Annotated in this window: 14 protein-coding genes and 2 riboswitches; of the genes, 8 read left to right on the top strand and 6 right to left on the bottom strand. The window is 39.7% G+C overall.

What is annotated here, in order from left to right; translation table 11 throughout:
* The 4 genes from BME96_RS16750 (at nt 1) to BME96_RS16735 (ending at nt 1,512) form a co-directional block, all read left to right on the top strand.
* A complete protein-coding gene (locus tag BME96_RS16750; protein WP_019378032.1) occupies nt 1–339 on the top strand; it encodes a PTS lactose/cellobiose transporter subunit IIA in 339 nt (112 codons plus the stop codon).
* On the top strand, nt 336–638 hold the full coding sequence (locus BME96_RS16745) for a PTS sugar transporter subunit IIB (RefSeq protein ID WP_019378033.1): 303 nt from the start codon (nt 336–338) through the stop codon (nt 636–638). The genes BME96_RS16750 and BME96_RS16745 overlap by 4 nt, the downstream gene beginning before the upstream one ends.
* A gap of 62 nt (nt 639–700) precedes the next feature.
* Nucleotides 701–799, top strand: a riboswitch (guanidine-I (ykkC/yxkD leader).
* Between the two features lie 57 nt (nt 800–856).
* The gene (locus BME96_RS16740; RefSeq protein ID WP_019378034.1) at nt 857–1,198 is read left to right on the top strand and encodes a DMT family transporter; all 342 of its coding nucleotides are present in this window, start codon (nt 857–859) and stop codon (nt 1,196–1,198) included.
* The gene (locus BME96_RS16735; protein ID WP_019378035.1) at nt 1,198–1,512 is read left to right on the top strand and encodes a DMT family transporter; all 315 of its coding nucleotides are present in this window, start codon (nt 1,198–1,200) and stop codon (nt 1,510–1,512) included. Before BME96_RS16740 ends, BME96_RS16735 begins: the two co-directional genes overlap by 1 nt.
* 51 nt (nt 1,513–1,563) lie before the next feature.
* Here BME96_RS16735 and BME96_RS16730 read toward each other — a convergent pair whose 3' ends face one another.
* From BME96_RS16730 to BME96_RS16700, 6 genes are all read right to left on the bottom strand, one after another.
* On the bottom strand, nt 1,564–1,968 hold the full coding sequence (locus tag BME96_RS16730; RefSeq protein WP_071649701.1) for a hypothetical protein: 405 nt from the start codon (nt 1,966–1,968) through the stop codon (nt 1,564–1,566).
* 345 nt (nt 1,969–2,313) lie between these two features.
* Nucleotides 2,314–3,786 (bottom strand): aryl-sulfate sulfotransferase, encoded by a 1,473-nt coding sequence (locus BME96_RS16725; protein ID WP_071649700.1) that lies wholly within the window; start codon nt 3,784–3,786, stop codon nt 2,314–2,316.
* A gap of 428 nt (nt 3,787–4,214) precedes the next feature.
* Nucleotides 4,215–4,940, bottom strand: a complete 726-nt coding sequence (locus BME96_RS16715) for an ABC transporter ATP-binding protein (protein WP_071649698.1) — start codon at nt 4,938–4,940, stop codon at nt 4,215–4,217.
* On the bottom strand, nt 4,940–5,704 hold the full coding sequence (locus BME96_RS16710) for an ABC transporter permease (RefSeq protein WP_071649697.1): 765 nt from the start codon (nt 5,702–5,704) through the stop codon (nt 4,940–4,942). Before BME96_RS16710 ends, BME96_RS16715 begins: the two co-directional genes overlap by 1 nt.
* Nucleotides 5,701–5,991 (bottom strand): thiamine-binding protein, encoded by a 291-nt coding sequence (locus BME96_RS16705; protein ID WP_071649696.1) that lies wholly within the window; start codon nt 5,989–5,991, stop codon nt 5,701–5,703. The genes BME96_RS16710 and BME96_RS16705 overlap by 4 nt, the downstream gene beginning before the upstream one ends.
* A gap of 11 nt (nt 5,992–6,002) precedes the next feature.
* Nucleotides 6,003–7,013, bottom strand: coding sequence for an ABC transporter substrate-binding protein (locus BME96_RS16700; RefSeq protein ID WP_071649695.1), 1,011 nt, complete (start codon nt 7,011–7,013; stop codon nt 6,003–6,005).
* Between the two features lie 740 nt (nt 7,014–7,753).
* A riboswitch (TPP riboswitch) is annotated at nt 7,754–7,863 on the bottom strand.
* A gap of 254 nt (nt 7,864–8,117) precedes the next feature.
* On the opposite strand from BME96_RS16700, the gene BME96_RS16690 reads away from it, so the two are divergent.
* From BME96_RS16690 to BME96_RS16675, 4 genes are all read left to right on the top strand, one after another.
* Nucleotides 8,118–9,194 carry a glycosyltransferase family 4 protein gene (locus BME96_RS16690; RefSeq protein WP_071649693.1) on the top strand — a complete coding sequence of 359 codons (1,077 nt, stop codon included), beginning with the start codon at nt 8,118–8,120 and terminating at the stop codon, nt 9,192–9,194.
* Between the two features lie 59 nt (nt 9,195–9,253).
* A complete protein-coding gene (gene gndA / locus BME96_RS16685; RefSeq protein WP_019378044.1) occupies nt 9,254–10,666 on the top strand; it encodes an NADP-dependent phosphogluconate dehydrogenase in 1,413 nt (470 codons plus the stop codon).
* 562 nt (nt 10,667–11,228) lie between these two features.
* On the top strand, nt 11,229–15,005 hold the full coding sequence (locus BME96_RS16680; protein WP_083547506.1) for a S8 family serine peptidase: 3,777 nt from the start codon (nt 11,229–11,231) through the stop codon (nt 15,003–15,005).
* 484 nt (nt 15,006–15,489) lie between these two features.
* The gene (locus BME96_RS16675) at nt 15,490–16,650 is read left to right on the top strand and encodes an acyltransferase (RefSeq protein WP_071649691.1); all 1,161 of its coding nucleotides are present in this window, start codon (nt 15,490–15,492) and stop codon (nt 16,648–16,650) included.
* Nucleotides 16,651–16,770: the final 120 nt, after the last annotated feature.

Here is a 16,770-nt window from a genome sequence, read left to right as displayed (position 1 = left end):
ATGCAAACAACAGAAGAAATACAAATGCTTTCTTTTACCATAATACTTCACGCAGGGAATGCGCGTTCACATGCGATGGAAGCAATTTCCCTGGCTAAAACATATCAATTTGATGAAGCACGAGGTAAAATTGAAGAAGCAGAAAAAGAGTTTACTGAAGCCCATCATCAGCAGACGAAACTACTACAAGATGAGGCAAACGGTCAGGCAAATGAAGTAACGGTTATTCTTGTTCACGCACAGGATCATCTCATGACTGCAATGACTGTTAAAGATCTAGCAAATGAAATGATCGACATGTATGAAAAAATGCAATCCATGGAGGAGGCTAAAAAATGAAAATCATTTTAGTATGTTCAGCCGGAATGTCAACGTCTATGTTAGTTAATAAAATGAGAAAGGCTGCAGAGGATCGTGGAATGGATGCTGAAATCAACGCTATAGCAGAATCTCAGCTGAAAAATAATCTTGAGGGACTTGATGTTGTTTTGGTAGGGCCACAGGTTAGATACTTGGAGAAAAAAATTAAACAACAGCTCGAACCACAAGGAATTAAAGTTGCGATTATCGATCAAATAGCATATGGTATGATGCAAGGTGATAAGGTATTGGATCAGGCAATTGAATTAAAAGGATAGAGGTAGCTTGGTCATTTTCTTGAAAAAAGCTATTCATCATGTATAATAAAAGCTAATTGGATAGAAACGTTTTCTAGGGTTCCGTAACATGTCATGTTAGTCTGGTCCGAGAGAAAACTCACAGCTAAGCTGTGCCACGGAGGGACAAAAGCCTGGGAGATACTGTTTACAGTTATCTCCCTTTTTTAGTGGGAAAAATTCTTGGAGGTGCTTATGACATGAATGCAAACTGGTTAAAAGTATTTATTGCTGCATTTTTTGAAGTAGGTTGGGTGATTGGTTTAAAACATGCAGATGGATTATTAGAGTGGACGGCTACTGTTATTTGTATTATCGTCAGCTTTTATTTATTAATCATGGCGGGAGAAAAGCTTCCTGTTGGCACGGTTTATGCTGTGTTTGTTGGATTAGGTACTGCAGGGACAGTTTTTTCAGGGATTATATTCTTTGATGAACCCTTTAAAATAGCAAAAATAGTACTAATCTGCGTTTTACTCGCCGGGGTAATTGGCTTGAAAATAGTTACAGAAGATAATGTTACAGAAGGGGCTGAATCCTAATGGCATGGCTTTTTCTCATATTCGCAGGCTTATTTGAGATGATTGGTGTGTTAATGATTAGTAAGCTGCATAAAGACCGGAGCTGGCAGTCACTTCTACTCCTCTTTCTGGGATTCGGGGCAAGTTTTCTATTCCTTTCTTTTGCAATGGAGACATTGCCTATGGGAATCGCATATGCCGTTTGGACAGGAATCGGCGCATCTGGAGGAGCAATTGTAGGAATGATTTTATATGGAGAATCAAAGGATTGGAAAAGAGTTGCTTTTATAGCAATGATTATAGGAGCAACCATTGGTTTGAAACTAGTTTCGTAAATAGAAAGAAGGAGAGCTTGGGAGGCTCTCCTTCTTTCTATTTATCAAGTATTATGGCATCATCAGGAACAAAGATACAAGAGCGATAAGTGGCATACTCATAGAAAGCGGCAAGCTGACCATCGCAAAGGCGTTCACTGTCTCTTCAGATTCTGGTGTCACATCAATCCGCTTATTAACAAGGATAAAGAAAGCTGCATATGCCATTAAAAATAAAACGATTAAAAATGGGATAAAGAGTGCTGATATCGTTTGGACAGGTTCGAGTTTGATGAACCCATAAACAATTAAAAGGATAGGAATCGCTTCACTGATGGCAATACCTATCATAAACTTTGTTTGAACCTTATCTCTTAAACTAGGATCTTCTTTGAGCTTACTGCTATGTATCTTATAAAGTATTAAAATAGGAATTACAGCCAGTACAGCTGCTGCTACAAAAATATAAGGAACCAATTGATTAACCTCCTTTTCCAGATAATTTAGGTAATATCATTTTACCATAGAATCTGGAAAAGAACATCGGGTAGTTAGGTGAGGAGTCGAGCGAGACAAAAAGGCTCACGGCCGAGACAGCAGGGGGCTCATCCGAGACAGGCGCGCGTCCACCCGAGACAGGATCGCACACGCCCGAGACAGGCGATCGCCCATCCGAGACAACCGAGCGTCTACCCGAGACACCAGCGCTTGCACCCGAGACAGGATCGCATACGCCCATCCGAGACAACCCAGCGTCTACCCGAGAGACCAGCACAGCATTCCACTAAAAATACTGGAGAAAGTCACTTCCTCCTGTTTACCTCATATCTCCATTCTCCCTGCACGATAAATATGTTGCTTACTGTCTGGTGCGAAGCCTGAAATAGTTACTTCAAACACTTCTTCTTGAGGTGAATCTCCAGCAACCTCCACAATTTTTGAGGCTCTTCCATTTCCTTTTTTAATAAAACCTGAGGTAACTAAACGGTTATTCGTCTGTGGCAACAAGTCTGCATCCCCTACGATTGGAGAGAAAAATGCTTGGCCACGCTCTTCTCCATATGTCCATACTTCCTCGACTGTCTTTTCCTTTTCATTAATGCGGTACTGAACTGCTCTGCTATATTGTTGACTTACCTTTTCATCTCCGCGGGTAATTTGATTATTATTGTCAAAAAGCATAATATCCAACGTCTCCGCGTTTCCATCCTGATCAGGAAGAGCCATCACAGCATGGGGGCCTGCCGGGTATTTAAAGTTTTGGCCTTTAGGTGTTAGTAAAACATCCTGATAATCGTCTGACCATCCTTCTGGAGAAGAAAGAATCCAATCGATGTTTCCATCTGGGAAGCTATGCTTCATTACCAGGTCCTGATGTCTTGCTGTCATCACGATAGAATCGCTTTGTGTATCCAGCCAAATAGAATTATTATGAAGCCAATCGCCTACCTCTGAGCCGATACCAACATAATTTTTCTGAAAAGCTTTAGGAAAAAGGCTGGCATAGTCTAAGCGATTTATTACTTTTCCCGTCCTGCGATTTAGTTCGACTAACCGATCTTCCAATGAATTCTCTGTTTGTTCGTGTGTCGTAACCAAAAGATTTCCATTGGAGAGCTCCATCACGTCTGTGTTAATTGCTGTAGTTGGGATCTCTGATTTAGCATAAATCGGATAGTAGTAATAGATCTTACCAAGTAAATCAATTTCCAATATTAAGTTGTGTTGTGTTTTAGGTGACCTGGTGTAGACTAAGAAATTGCCATTGGACAACGGCTTGAACAATTGTCTTATATTAAGGGTGCTATACCAACGAACCTTTGCTTGATTGTCGATGGCAAATAGATAGTTTGCACTTGGAACAATAAATGTAAGTCCATCTTCCATCTTCTCAGGAAGCGAATGATCCAATTTGATATTTAAAAAGTCCTTTGGTAATGATTTTGTTTTTAAAAAGATAGTGTTGGTTTCATAGGTGCCTGAGTGAAACGTAGCCGTAACAGTTATCCTGTTTTTTGTGTTAGGATACAGTCCGATAATAGGGAGTCTGTGAATAGTATGATAACCAGGATAGGTTTTCGTAATCGGATTTTCTCCGTCAATAGTGACTGAAACATGGGCTGGCTTCGAAGTTGTAAACAAAATTAAAGCTGTTAATGGGGCATTATGGTATGGATTTAGCTGAACTAAAGGATTGGTAATGGTATGTGTACGATGATTAAATCGTCTTTCAAGCCTTTTAATAATTTGTTGTTGTCTGTGCATTTGAGGTGTTTTACGACGTGATGTAGTCATAGGTACTCTGTCTCTCCTTTAAAAATTAAATAAAAATAAAAAGTCTGCCATCTGCTATTTGCTCTCTATTAACCTATTCCCTAAAAAAATGATTTCATTCTTATTGTATTTGGAATGTGACGCCAGGTTCAAGCGAGAAACTTAAAAATCCGAATGATAGAGCAGTTCATCCAAATGAGAGAGCCGCCCACTCAAATGAGAGAGGACCGCACTCAAATGAGAGGCCTACCCATTCATATGAGAGAGCCGCGCCCCCAAATGAGAGACCAGGCATTCATATGAGAGAGGCCCGCACTCAAATGAGAGACCTACCCATTCATATGAGAAAGACCCGCACTCAAATGAGAGACCTACCCATTCATATGAGAGAGACCCGCCCCCAAATGAGCCCCCACCGCACCCAAAAACAACACCCCATTCAAACCAACTCACCGCTGGACTTCCTCCAACACCATTCTCTTCCATTTCAAGAATTCTTCTGAAAGCAGGATTTGTTCATCCCGGGGGCGAGCAAACGGTACCTCAAATACACGCTTTACCTTTGCTGGTCCTGCACTTAATACAACAATTTTATCCGACAAAAAAAGTGCTTCATCTATACTGTGGGTGATAAATAAAATAGACTGCTGGTTATCCTCCCAAATATGAAGCAGCCATTTTTGCATGTCTAATCTGGTAAACTCATCCAATGCAGAAAAAGGTTCATCAAGGCAAAGAAAGGATTGTGGACTAAGCAATGCGCGAATAAATGATGCCCGCTGCTTCATGCCTCCCGACAGTTCATGGGGATAGCTATGAATGACCTCCCCTAGGCCCGCTTTTTGCAACATTTCCTTGGCCAATCCTTCTTCTTTGTTGCCTTGAAGCTCTTGTCCAATCAACACATTCTGTAAAATTGTTCGCCATGGAAACAACGAGGCTTGTTGGGGCATGTAGCTAATATGTCCAGTCGTATTCGTGATATTATCCTCATTCTTCCAAATTTCTCCGCCATCTGGCATTAACAGACCACCGATCAGATTAAACAGGGTCGTTTTACCACTGCCTGAAGGCCCAATAAGAGATACAAATTCACCCTCAGCAATTTCAAGCGATATGTCCTCCAAGACAATTTTATCATCAAAATGCTTACTAATCTGTTTTACAGAAAGCATTAGACAGTGCCCCCTTTCTTATTCCATTTCAATACAAGCTTTTCTAATAGTACAATCAACCCGAAGAAAGTGAGGCTTAGCACCATAACAACAATGATGGCAACAAATACTCTCGATGTTCGGAAAGAGGAAGTAGCTAATGTCATAAAAACACCAATACCTTCTTGTGCACCAAGCCACTCAGATATAACAGCAGCCATAACACTATAAGTTGCTGATATTTTTAGCCCTGAAAAAATGGAAGGTAAGGCATGAGGGAATTCTAATTTCCAAAATAATTGCCTTTTTGTTGCTCCCATCATTTTCATATAATGTACCAACTCGCGACTTGTTTGTTGAAAACCACCCAACGCCGAAACGGCAATAGGGAAAAAGCATGACAATGTAATAATAATTAACTTTGGAAGCGATCCAAAACCGAACCAGATAACAAGCAGGGGAGCAAGGACAATAATTGGGATGTTTTGGGATAATATTAAAAATGGATAAAAGGTTTCTCTTACCCTAGGGAGCATATGTAATAAAATAGCAACAGCTAATCCCACGCTAATACCAATAATAAATCCGATAATCGTTAATTTTACTGTAGCTACAAAATGAAACAGAAACTCTCCCCACGTATGCTGTGCTTCACTTAAAATGTCGGTTGGAGCAGGCAAAAGCCATTCCTCTATCGTAAACACACGGGTTGCTACTTGCCAAATAACGATAAATAGAAGGATGGCAGCAAGTGGCCGCCATCCTTTAGTGAAAATTTGTCTCATCGGTATTTCTCCGTAAGTGTGTCCATTGTAATTCCTGACGGCTGGTGTAAAATTTTAATTTGGGATATAACATTATCAGCACCAATTTCCACCATGCGTGCATTCATATTTTCCACGATGTGAAGAAGTTCGGATAATTCTCCTTCCATCGTTGTTTCCAACGGATTTACCTGGTAAGCTACCCCTGCATCTTCAATTATCGCAATCGCCTCATCAACCATTCCATATACATCTTTTACATTGTCAGCCTTTGGGATAATTTGAATACTAACTAACGAATTTGCCATCAATAGTCCCCCTATTCCTTTGTTGGTAAAAACTCATTCGTAAATGCTTTTTCTACGTCAATATCTTTATTTATAATCTCGTTTTCGACCATCCAATTTGTGAATGTCTGCCATCTTTCCTTTTCTTGGATTCCCCATTGCTTGGCATCATCCTGATATCTTGGAGATAACCATTTTTGACTGTTTTTCACCAGATCTTCATCTAAATCGGGTGCGTGTTTTAATAAAATGTCTGCAGCTTCCTCTGGTTGATCAATTGCAAATTCATAGCCTTTCGCTGCAGCGGTCATAAATGCTTTTACAGTTTCCGGATTTTCTTCAATCATTGTTTCGTTCGTAGCAAGCACTGGTGTATAGTAATCCAGCTCCTCGGCAAAATCTTTAAGATAAATTGCATTCAATTCTTCTCCGCGGGTCTCTGCTTCAATGCCTGTCCAACCGTAAAAGATATTTGCAAAATCAATATCCCGTTTCACTGCAGTGAAGTAATCGGAGCTTCCGATATTTAAAAAGTCTACTTTATTCACATCTGCACCGTGCTGCTGCATAATTGTACCAAGCACCGCTTTTTCCATATCTGTTCCATAACCGCCATAAACCTTTCCTTCAAAATCAGCAGGCTCCGTAATACCTTTGCCGACCGGCGAAGCGTAGGCTGCGGTGTTATGTTGAATAACGGCAGCGATCGAAACAATTGGCAGATCTTCTGCTCTTGCTTGTGTTAATTCTTCCTGAAAGCTAACCCCGAAATCTGCCTTTCCTGCCGCCATCAGCTGATTTGCTCCAGCCTCTCCAGGCAGCATGAGCTCTACGTCCAGCCCTTGTTCTTTAAAATATCCTTTTTCTTTTGCTACATAGAGTCCTGTATGGTTTGTATTTGGTGTCCAATCTAAGGCAAATTTAATTGGAGTTAACTCCCCATCTTTACTCTTGGCTTCACCTGATTGACCACTCTCTTGATTACACCCTGTTATAAAAATCAGTAATAAAACAACAACAAGTCCATAAAAAAACTTCTTCATATCTCTTCCTCCTTCATTGTTCTATTGCAAATGCTGGGACCCAAACGTTATCTTTTATATTCATAGTTGTTTGATTGCTACGAACTAGAGGTAACTTATTTCTCTGTTCATACAAAATGGCTAAATAACACCGCTACGGAAAAACACTGCGCTTTTCGGGGGCGGCTGATGAGCCTCGGGCCAACATGATGTTGGTCATGAAGGCGTTGCGACAATGGGGTTTGGTGGGGCGAGTATGCGCAGCCCCAGGACGTCGCGACTTTAGCCTTCCGACCTTTACACCGCATTCCGGGGTCTCACCTATGCCTCATCTCCCCCAGAAGTCTTCGTATTTTTCCTTCGCTAAGGTACATTTTTACTTCAATGAAAAACGTATTATTAAAATAGATGAGCTGTACCAAATGATTGGAATGGAAGATGGCAATCTAAGAACGCTATGCCCTGGGGATGAGACTACGATTACTCGTCCCATCGAAAACATTTTGGGCACCGATTGCATGACCAACGCCCTCGAAAAGGAAAACCACTTTTTCATCATGCGATGTTTCTCTTCCGAGGAAGCTGAAGGTTGCCCGCGGAAAGCGAAGTGTATTTTCCGAAACGGCAGTTTACAGCACAAGGTAGTTCACAGATCCTCCATTTTAAAGATTATTGGATAACCCCAATATAAATCACCCAGAACCTAAAAAAGCGCTAGAGGTTTAGTCCTCTAGCGCTTGGTATAACATTCATCATGTTGAGAAAAATATGATTATGTTCCCTCCGCTGGTACCAACCAGATCAGGTTCTAAGGGTCAGTATCATACGGATACAATCTCAGCCAGCTTCACCAGCCCCCCTACATTTAGTATTATGAAATTGACGGCAGGAACGTCTTCCAACCTGTGACGTATAACGCGTTACAAGGACAGTATGCCATAGAAGGAAGAACAATGTAAAGGTATTTGGACAAATAATTCTGAAAAACAAACATAATCCCTTAAATTCCCGTACGAAGGAACTATAATTTGCTAAAAGAAGCCAACCTTCGCTATAATTTAAGAACAAAAGCGCAAGCGTCTTATTTAGCAAATGTTTGTTTAGACTATATAATAGGAGAATATAATGCTTACTTATACAGAGTTAGTTCTCGCAGGTTTGATTGCGTTAGTTACCACACTGGTTTTAACGTATCCGGTGAAATGGCTCTCCATAAAACTTGGGGCAGTAGATTTTCCCAGCCATCGGAAGATACATACAAAAGTAACACCACGGTTGGGCGGAATCGCTATTTTCTTCGGTGCCCTGGCAGGAGCTATCTATTTACAGCCAAGTCACCCGCATTTACCTGAAATTTTTCTAGGGGCCATTGTTATTTTGATCACTGGTATCCTAGACGACCGTTACAATATTCGACCAGTTGTTAAACTGACAGGACAGCTACTCGCTGCATCCTTCCTGATTTCTTCCGGGTTAATTATAGAAAAACTGACCTTACCCTTTATTGGTACAGTGGAACTTGGCTTTATAAGTGTATTTGTTACCGTTCTTTGGATTGTTGGTGTTACCAACGCCATTAATCTAATTGATGGGCTTGATGGATTGGCAACAGGGGTAACCACTATTGCGTTGATAAGTATCTTTGCAATGGCAATTATTGATAGCCAAATTCTAGTTGCTTACTTATGTATATCTATCATTGGAGCCAATGTTGGGTTTTTATTTCATAATTTTTATCCTGCGAAAATCTATATGGGAGATACAGGCTCGAATTTTCTGGGTTATATGATAGCATGTGTATCCATGCTTGGCCTATTTAAAAATATAGCGCTATTTAGCTTTATTATTCCAGTCATTGTCTTGGCTGTTCCCATATTTGATACATTATTTGCTATAGTAAGAAGAGCATATAATAAAGAAAACATTATGATGGCAGATAATAAACATATTCATTACCAGCTTCTAAGAGCCGGCTACAGTCACCGCACGACCGTGCTCATCATCTATGGCTTTAGTGCTTTATTTGGGCTTATGGCAATACTGCTTTCTAATGCAAGTATCGTCATTAACCTCGTCGTCACATTATTCTTATTGGCATTGTTCCAACTTTTCGCAGAGATGATTGGGATTGTGATCGGGGGAAAACAGCCATTATTGGAGGCATTGCGGAAATTAGTGAATAAAGGAAGCAGAAACAGATAGCATAGAATGTATGATTATATGTTAATACATTATTTAAAATAGAAAGGAAGTTTTATACGATGGCAAAACAGCAAATTGGCGTTATCGGTTTAGCAGTAATGGGAAAAAATCTTGCAATGAACATGGAATCAAGAGGATATTCTGTTGCTGTATACAATCGTTCCGTGGAAAAAACCGAGGTCTTTATGGCAAATGAAGCAAAAGGAAAGAACTTTGTCGGTGCTACATCGATCGAAGAATTTATTGAGTCTCTCGAAAAGCCCCGCAAAATCATGCTAATGGTTAAAGCAGGAGATGCTACTGATGCAACGATTGCAACGTTGAAGCCTTATCTGGAAAAAGGCGATATACTTATCGATGGTGGAAACACATTGTATGAGGATACGATTCGTCGTAATAAAGAACTGGAAAAAACAGGAATTCACTTTATCGGGACAGGCGTATCCGGTGGGGAAGAGGGAGCACTTAAAGGTCCTTCCATGATGCCAGGTGGTCAGAAAGAAGCATATGATTTGGTTGCACCTATCTTTGAAGCAATTGCTGCCAAAGTGGATGATGCACCTTGTACGACGTATATCGGCCCGGATGGCGCTGGTCATTTTGTAAAGATGGTTCATAATGGAATTGAGTATGGCGATATGCAGTTAATCTCTGAAGCATACTTTATCTTAAAGCATGTACTAGGTCTTGACACAGATGAATTACATGATGTATTTGCGGATTGGAATAAAGGGGAGCTTGACAGCTATCTAATCGAAATCACAGCAGATATCTTTAAGAAAAAAGATGAAGATACAGGTCAGCCACTTATTGATGTTATTTTAGATACGGCCGGTCAAAAGGGTACAGGAAAATGGACAAGCAAAAATGCACTAGATCTTGGTGTTCCACTACCTTTAATTACCGAATCCGTTTTTGCCCGTTTTATTTCTGCAATGAAGGATGAACGCGTAAAAGCAAGCAAAGTTCTTAGCGGACCTGCTCCAGAAGCGTTTACTGGAGATAAAGGAGAGTTAATTGAGGCAGTAAGAAAAGCTCTTTATATGAGTAAAATCTGTTCATACGCACAAGGCTTTGCCCAAATGCGTGCTCAATCAGAAGAATACGGATGGGATCTGAAGTATGGCGACATTGCTATGATCTGGCGTGGTGGTTGTATTATCCGTGCCCACTTCCTTCAAAAAATTAAAGAAGCATATGACCGTGATCCAGCTCTAGCTAATTTAATGCTTGATCCATATTTCAAGGAAATTGTCGAGGGTTACCAATCTGCATTGCGTGAGGTTGTCTCTGTAGCAGTCAAGCATGGTATTGCTGTTCCAACATTCTCCAGTGCCATTGCATACTATGATAGCTATCGTTCAGAAGACCTGCCAGCAAATCTTTTGCAGGCACAACGTGATTATTTCGGTGCCCACACCTATCAGCGTAAAGATAAAGAAGGCACTTTCCATACGAATTGGTTTAACTAATAAAAAAAGCATAGTGAAAGATTCTACAAAAAAGCACGCTCTTGAGGAGTGTGCTTTTTATCTTTAAAGGAGTTTTTTTCTGAATGAACATTACAACCAGCCAGTAACAAGATGGTAAACGTCAAAATAAGAACATTGAAATTTATTGGAATGTGAAAGAAGGCATAAAAACTAAATCTGGTTTCTGGTGAATCTATCTCAACAAAGAATGAATAGTTCTTTAGTTTAGATAGATTTTTTTATAATTTTTATTCCGCATTTTACTTCGATTAGGACATAGAGATACACAGTAAGCTGAAAACAATTTCTTCCAGCAATCCCGCTCCCATCAAGCAATCCGTTACATCTTCACTATTTATCTACACTCACTCAACAAAAGGCAACAAATTTCTCCTGCAAAACCCCTGTCTATTTACCTACTACTTTTGGCACTACACTATTATTTACCAATTTAATATACTTTAAATTGTAGGAAAATTATGTCACAAATTATTGTGGGGAAAAAGGAGGAGGGTTTCAAGATTCTTTATTAAATCTATCAATTTTAGTACAAGGGGGAAAAATGTTGAAAAGATTAACTATCGCTCTATTAGCAGTTCTACTAGTATTAAGTAATTTTACCTATGCTAGTGCGCTAACAGGAGAAAAACTGCCGAACCAGGCAAAGAAAACTGAAAAGCAGACAACCGAAAATATTGGGGAAACAGAAGATCCGAATAAGGAAGTGCGAGTTATTGTAGAAGCAGATGAAACCGCTGCCATTGAAGTAGCGACCCAAAAAGGCATTACCTTTAAAAAAATGAAGGAATCGGAAAAGAAGCAATTAGATAAAAAAGCGAAGGCAAAGCAAAAAGTAATTAAAGATAAAATGAAGGATAAAAAAGTAAAAGCAGAATATCATGAAGAATTTACTACCGTTGTGAATGGATTTAGTGCGGAAGTAAAGCAAGGCGACATTGATGAAATTAAAGACATCCCAGAAGTAAAGAACGTACATATCGTCAATGAATATAAGCGTCCAATTGAGAAACCTGATATGAAATACAGTAAGGAGCTTGTGGAAGCCCAACAGGCATGGCGCGATTACGGATTTAAAGGGGAAGGTATGGTCGTTGGAATTATTGATACAGGTATCGATCCGTCCCACCGTGATATGGTGCTATCTGATAATAAACCAGGAGAACTGACTCAAAAAGAGGTCAATGAAACAGTTGCTGAAGAAGGACTCCCAGGTAAGTTTTATACAGAAAAAGTCCCTTATGGTTATAACTACATGGATAATAACGATGAAATTCGTGAAATTCATGCAGGAGCAAACTACCATGGGATGCACGTCGCTGGAACAGTTGGGGCAAACGGTGATGAAGAAAATGGTGGAATCCTAGGTATTGCTCCTGAAGCACAACTACTAGCTTTAAAGGTTTTCGGAAATGATCCGGAATTTCAATCAACATACGGTGATATTTACGTAAAGGCTATTGATGATTCTATCAAGCTCGGTGCAGATGTGTTAAACATGAGTCTTGGATCAACTGCTGGTTTCGTAGATGAAGACTCTCCAGAATCAAAAGCTATTTCCCGCGCAGTGGAAAATGGGGTGCTTATGTCCATATCTGCAGGAAACTCTGCATTATTGGCGGATGGTTTTTATTACCCATTATCCTCTATGCCGGATTATGGAGTGGTTGGTTCACCTGGTGTTTCTCATGATTCACTTCAAGTAGCATCTTTTGAAAATACGTTTATGACAGTGAGTGGATTGGAATATACGGTGGACGGGGAAGCGGGAGCAGCGCCTTTCTTATCTGCTGGTAACACAGAGCCACCGAAAGACGGCTCTACCTTTGAACTTGCTTATGCAGGATTAGGGAAGCCTGCAGATTTTGAAGGAAAGGATTTTTCAGGAAAATATGCATTAGTACAACGTGGTGAGCTTGCATTTACAGATAAAGCGTTAAATGCACAGGCTGCCGGAGCTGAAGGGGTTATTATCTACAACAATACAGATGGTGTTGTTAGTATGGCTACAGACCCATCAATCAAAATTCCACAGCTGTTTATGCTGAAAAGTGATGGTGATAAGCTAGCTGCAGCATTGAAAAATGAACAGCAAGTGGCTATCACATTTAATGGAGATTCTTCAACAATTCAAAATCCTGATGCAGGAAAAATGAGTGACTTTACTTCATGGGGATTGACACCTAGTCTGGATTTCAAACCGGAAATCACAGCACCAGGTGGACAAATATTATCTACTCTAAATGACAATAAATATGGTTTAATGAGTGGTACATCTATGGCAGCACCACACGTTTCCGGTGGAGCGGCACTTGTATTAGAGCGCGTAGATGAAGAATTTGGCTATGAAGAAGCAGATCGCGTAGAATTGGCAAAAACATTAATGATGAACACATCGAAAAAAGTTACTTTTGAAAATGCATTTGTTTCACCACGTCGCCAGGGTGCAGGCCTTATGCAGCTCCATGCCGCACTTAGCACACCTGTAACTGTAGTGGAATCCGAAACTGAGGAACCAAAGGTAGCATTAAAAGAAGTAAGCAAGAACAAAGTAACATTTAAATTAACTGCAGAGAACCACTCTGACAAAGCAGTAAAATATGATGTAGCAGCAAATGTCCAAACAGACCAACCAGTACAAAACGGAGAAGACGTAGTTGTAGCTCCTAACATTATTGGCGGTATGGATATTACAGATCAAGCTACGGTGAAAATTAATAATAAAGAAACAAAAACAATTAAAGTTCCTGCAAATGGTGAAAGAGAATTTAAGGTAACCATAGATGTGAGCGCACTAGATGCTGATTTAAAAGCAAGCTTTGAAAACGGCTACTGGTTGGAGGGCTTCGTTACACTTACAGATCCGACAGATACCAATCCGGAATTAACTGTTCCATACGTTGGTTTTAAAGGAGATTGGGATGCTTCACCAATTTTTGATCAGCCAATGTGGGATGCTAACAGCTTCTATGGAATGACAGGAGTCGTAACCTCTGCTGAAGAAGAAGGTTCTTATAATTTCCTAGGAGAAGATCTTGGAACTGGCAACATTGATCCTGAAAAGATTGCCTTTTCACCAGACGGAGATGGTGTACAGGATGATGCACTAATGATCCTTTCCTTCCTTCGTAACGCAAAAGAAGTGAAATTCAATGTGCTGGATGAAGATAAGAAAGTAGTAAGAACAATTAAGCTTGAAACAGAAGCACGCAAAAATTACTATGATGGTGGGAGCGCGCCAGAATACTCCTTGTCAGGTGATCGTGCTTGGGATGGTAAAATCAATGGCAAGCAAGCAGACGAAGGACAGTACTACTTACAGGCAACTGGTGTCATCGATTTCGAAGATGCAGACTGGCAATCATTGGAATTACCAGTAATTCTTGATACTACAGCACCAGAAGTAGAGGCTTCTTACAATGAGGACAAGCTTTTAACAGTGAATGTAAAAGAAGATCCGAATGGAAGTGGCATTAAGTATTGGGATGTCCTCGTCGATGGTAAATCAGTATTGGAAAATCCATATGTAAATGGTGAAACAGAGCATCAATTAAAGGATATAGCAGAAGGGCAAGAAGTAATTGTGGTTGTTCAGGATAATGCTGGAAACAAAACAAAAGCAGAAGCAGCACTAGCAGAAGAAAAGGATACAACGGTGCCGGACCTTCATGTTACTTCACCTGAACAAACAGGCGTAGCATCCGAGAAGGAAGTAGAGTTCTCCGGCTATGTTACAGATGCTTCTGGCATCAAATCTGTAACTGTAGACGGGCAAGAAGCTGACCTTCAATACGATGAGGAAAAAGACCAATATAATTTCTCATTAAAAGTAAAGCATAAAAAGGACGATTTCTATTTCCGTCACATTAAAGCTGTTGACAATGCCGGAAATGAAACAGAAATCGGCCGGAGATATTTTGTTGATTCAGAAAAAGCAAAAGTCAAAGTAAAAGCAGACAAAAAGACATCTGAAAACAAAGTAACTGCAAAAGTAAACGTAAAAGATGCCTTTGATGATATCAATGTATATGTAAATGGCAATCATGTGTACAAGCATGATTTGACCCAACCATATGAAAAGAAAAACTTCAATGAAGAGATTGAAGTAGAGCTTAACCTGGAAGATGGCAAGAACGAATTTGAAGTGAAGGTCGTCGATCTGGGAGGACATGAAACAGTTAAAAACATAACAGTGAAAAAAGTAAAGGAAGACAACGAGGACGATAACAATGATGGAGGAAACGAAGAGGAAGAGGAAAACAACAACTTCTTCGGCTTCATCTGGAATATCATCGGTAAGTTTTGGGGATTCTTCGGATAAACCATTAAAAGAAGCTGGAAGCCGCCAGCTTCTTTTATTTTCGACTCAAAATGAGAGGGGGAAGCGGTCATATGAGAGACACAGCGCCCAAAAGAGAGAGGAAGCTTTTAGATGAGAGACGCAGCAGCCTGAATGAGAGAGGAAGCCTATATATGAGAGGAGCAGGGGCCTAAATGAGAGAGGAAGCGGTCATATGAGAGGAGCAGGGGCCTAAATGAGAGAGGAAGTATTTATATGAGAGACGCAACGGCCTAAATGAGAGAGGAAGCAATTATATGAGAGAAGCAGCAGCCTGAATGAGAATCAAGCAATAAATTGAGAGGGTTTAGTCTTAGTAACATACACCTAATAGTAATTTCCCAATTAATACTAAAATACTATTTTCACATCTCCCCCAACAGAAAATAAAAAAGTTGTCGAATGATGTAAAAAGCATTGACTCTTATCAAAGTAGAGCAACACCCAAGAAGGTGGGGGAGAATAAATGGAACGCGATTATAGTATTGATTTTTTAAAGTTTTTTGCAATTTTTGCAGTTGTATGTATTCATACAGGAACCGTAAGTGGTGTCCATATAGGTAATATAGATGGGGATCAATTAGACTTCTTGATAGATATTACTGCACGTTTTGCGGTACCTTTCTTTTTTGTAACCTCAGGCTATTTGTTTATTCGAAAATTGAAGCAGCTGGAGAATAAGAACGATCAAGAAGTAACTTCACAGCAAAATCATTATTTCTACAAATATACAACTAAGCTGATCAAGTTATGGGCTGCCTGGTTTATCTTTTATTTCTTATTTGATTTACTAATTAAATATGTGGAAACAGAAAAAACAAGTGCGTCATTAATTTCAATGGTAAAAGAGCATATCACTTCTATTTTTACATGGGATCTCTTTTATTATGGAGCAGGTCAAAACCAATATCATCTATGGTTTTTACTCGCGCTCATCTGGTCTGTGATGATCTTGTTTGTTGCATACAAAACAAATATGCTAAAGATCTTTTTACTAATCGCTCTCGGATTAAATATATTAGGTATGTTTGGTCAGTCATATTCGTTTATCTATGATATGAGTTGGAACACTAGAGATGCATTATTTTTTGGAATGTTTTATATGTTACTTGGTGGTTTTATGGGAAGCTATATATCAAAAGTGAAGAATCTTGCTAAAAAAGTACCAACAACCGTATTTATAGGAGTAATTTTATTGTTTGTTTTCCTTCAAATTGGAGAAGCATACCTTACAGTGCAGGTAGCAGGAGGAAAAGAGCAAAACTTCTTTCTGAGCACAATTCCGCTTACCATTATCCTGTTTATGCTGATTATGAAACATAATCAAGTCGGTAAAAATACAATTGTCTCCAAAATAGGAGCAAATTCTGTAGGTATATACGTGAGTCACGTATTTGTCATGGAAACATTACGTATCTTGATGAATCGTATGGGACTAGAATTAGTAATGGAAACCTTAGCGTGGAAGCTGGCATTTACCCCAGCTGTGTTTATTCTAGCTTATTTGTTTTATATAGGTGTACAAAAAATGAAAGACCTAGATACGATAAAAGAAATATTACTACCAAGTAAGGTGCCTGTACCGAAAAGAAATTTACTAATAAATACAAATGAAAAGAAAAGTTAATGGAAATGCCGGTTATAAAGACCGGCTTTTGTTTAATTGATGTGACGACACTGGCCAATTCAACCGCAACGAGCCTCCCTTCAACCGAGACACCCGCACGCGCCACCACGACAGCACCCT

The sequence above is a fragment of the Virgibacillus halodenitrificans genome (assembly GCF_001878675.1).
Classification (GTDB): domain Bacteria; phylum Bacillota; class Bacilli; order Bacillales; family Amphibacillaceae; genus Virgibacillus_Q; species Virgibacillus_Q halodenitrificans.
The sequence above is the reverse complement of the archived record's forward strand: the minus strand, read 5'-3'. Positions and strand labels throughout refer to the sequence as shown.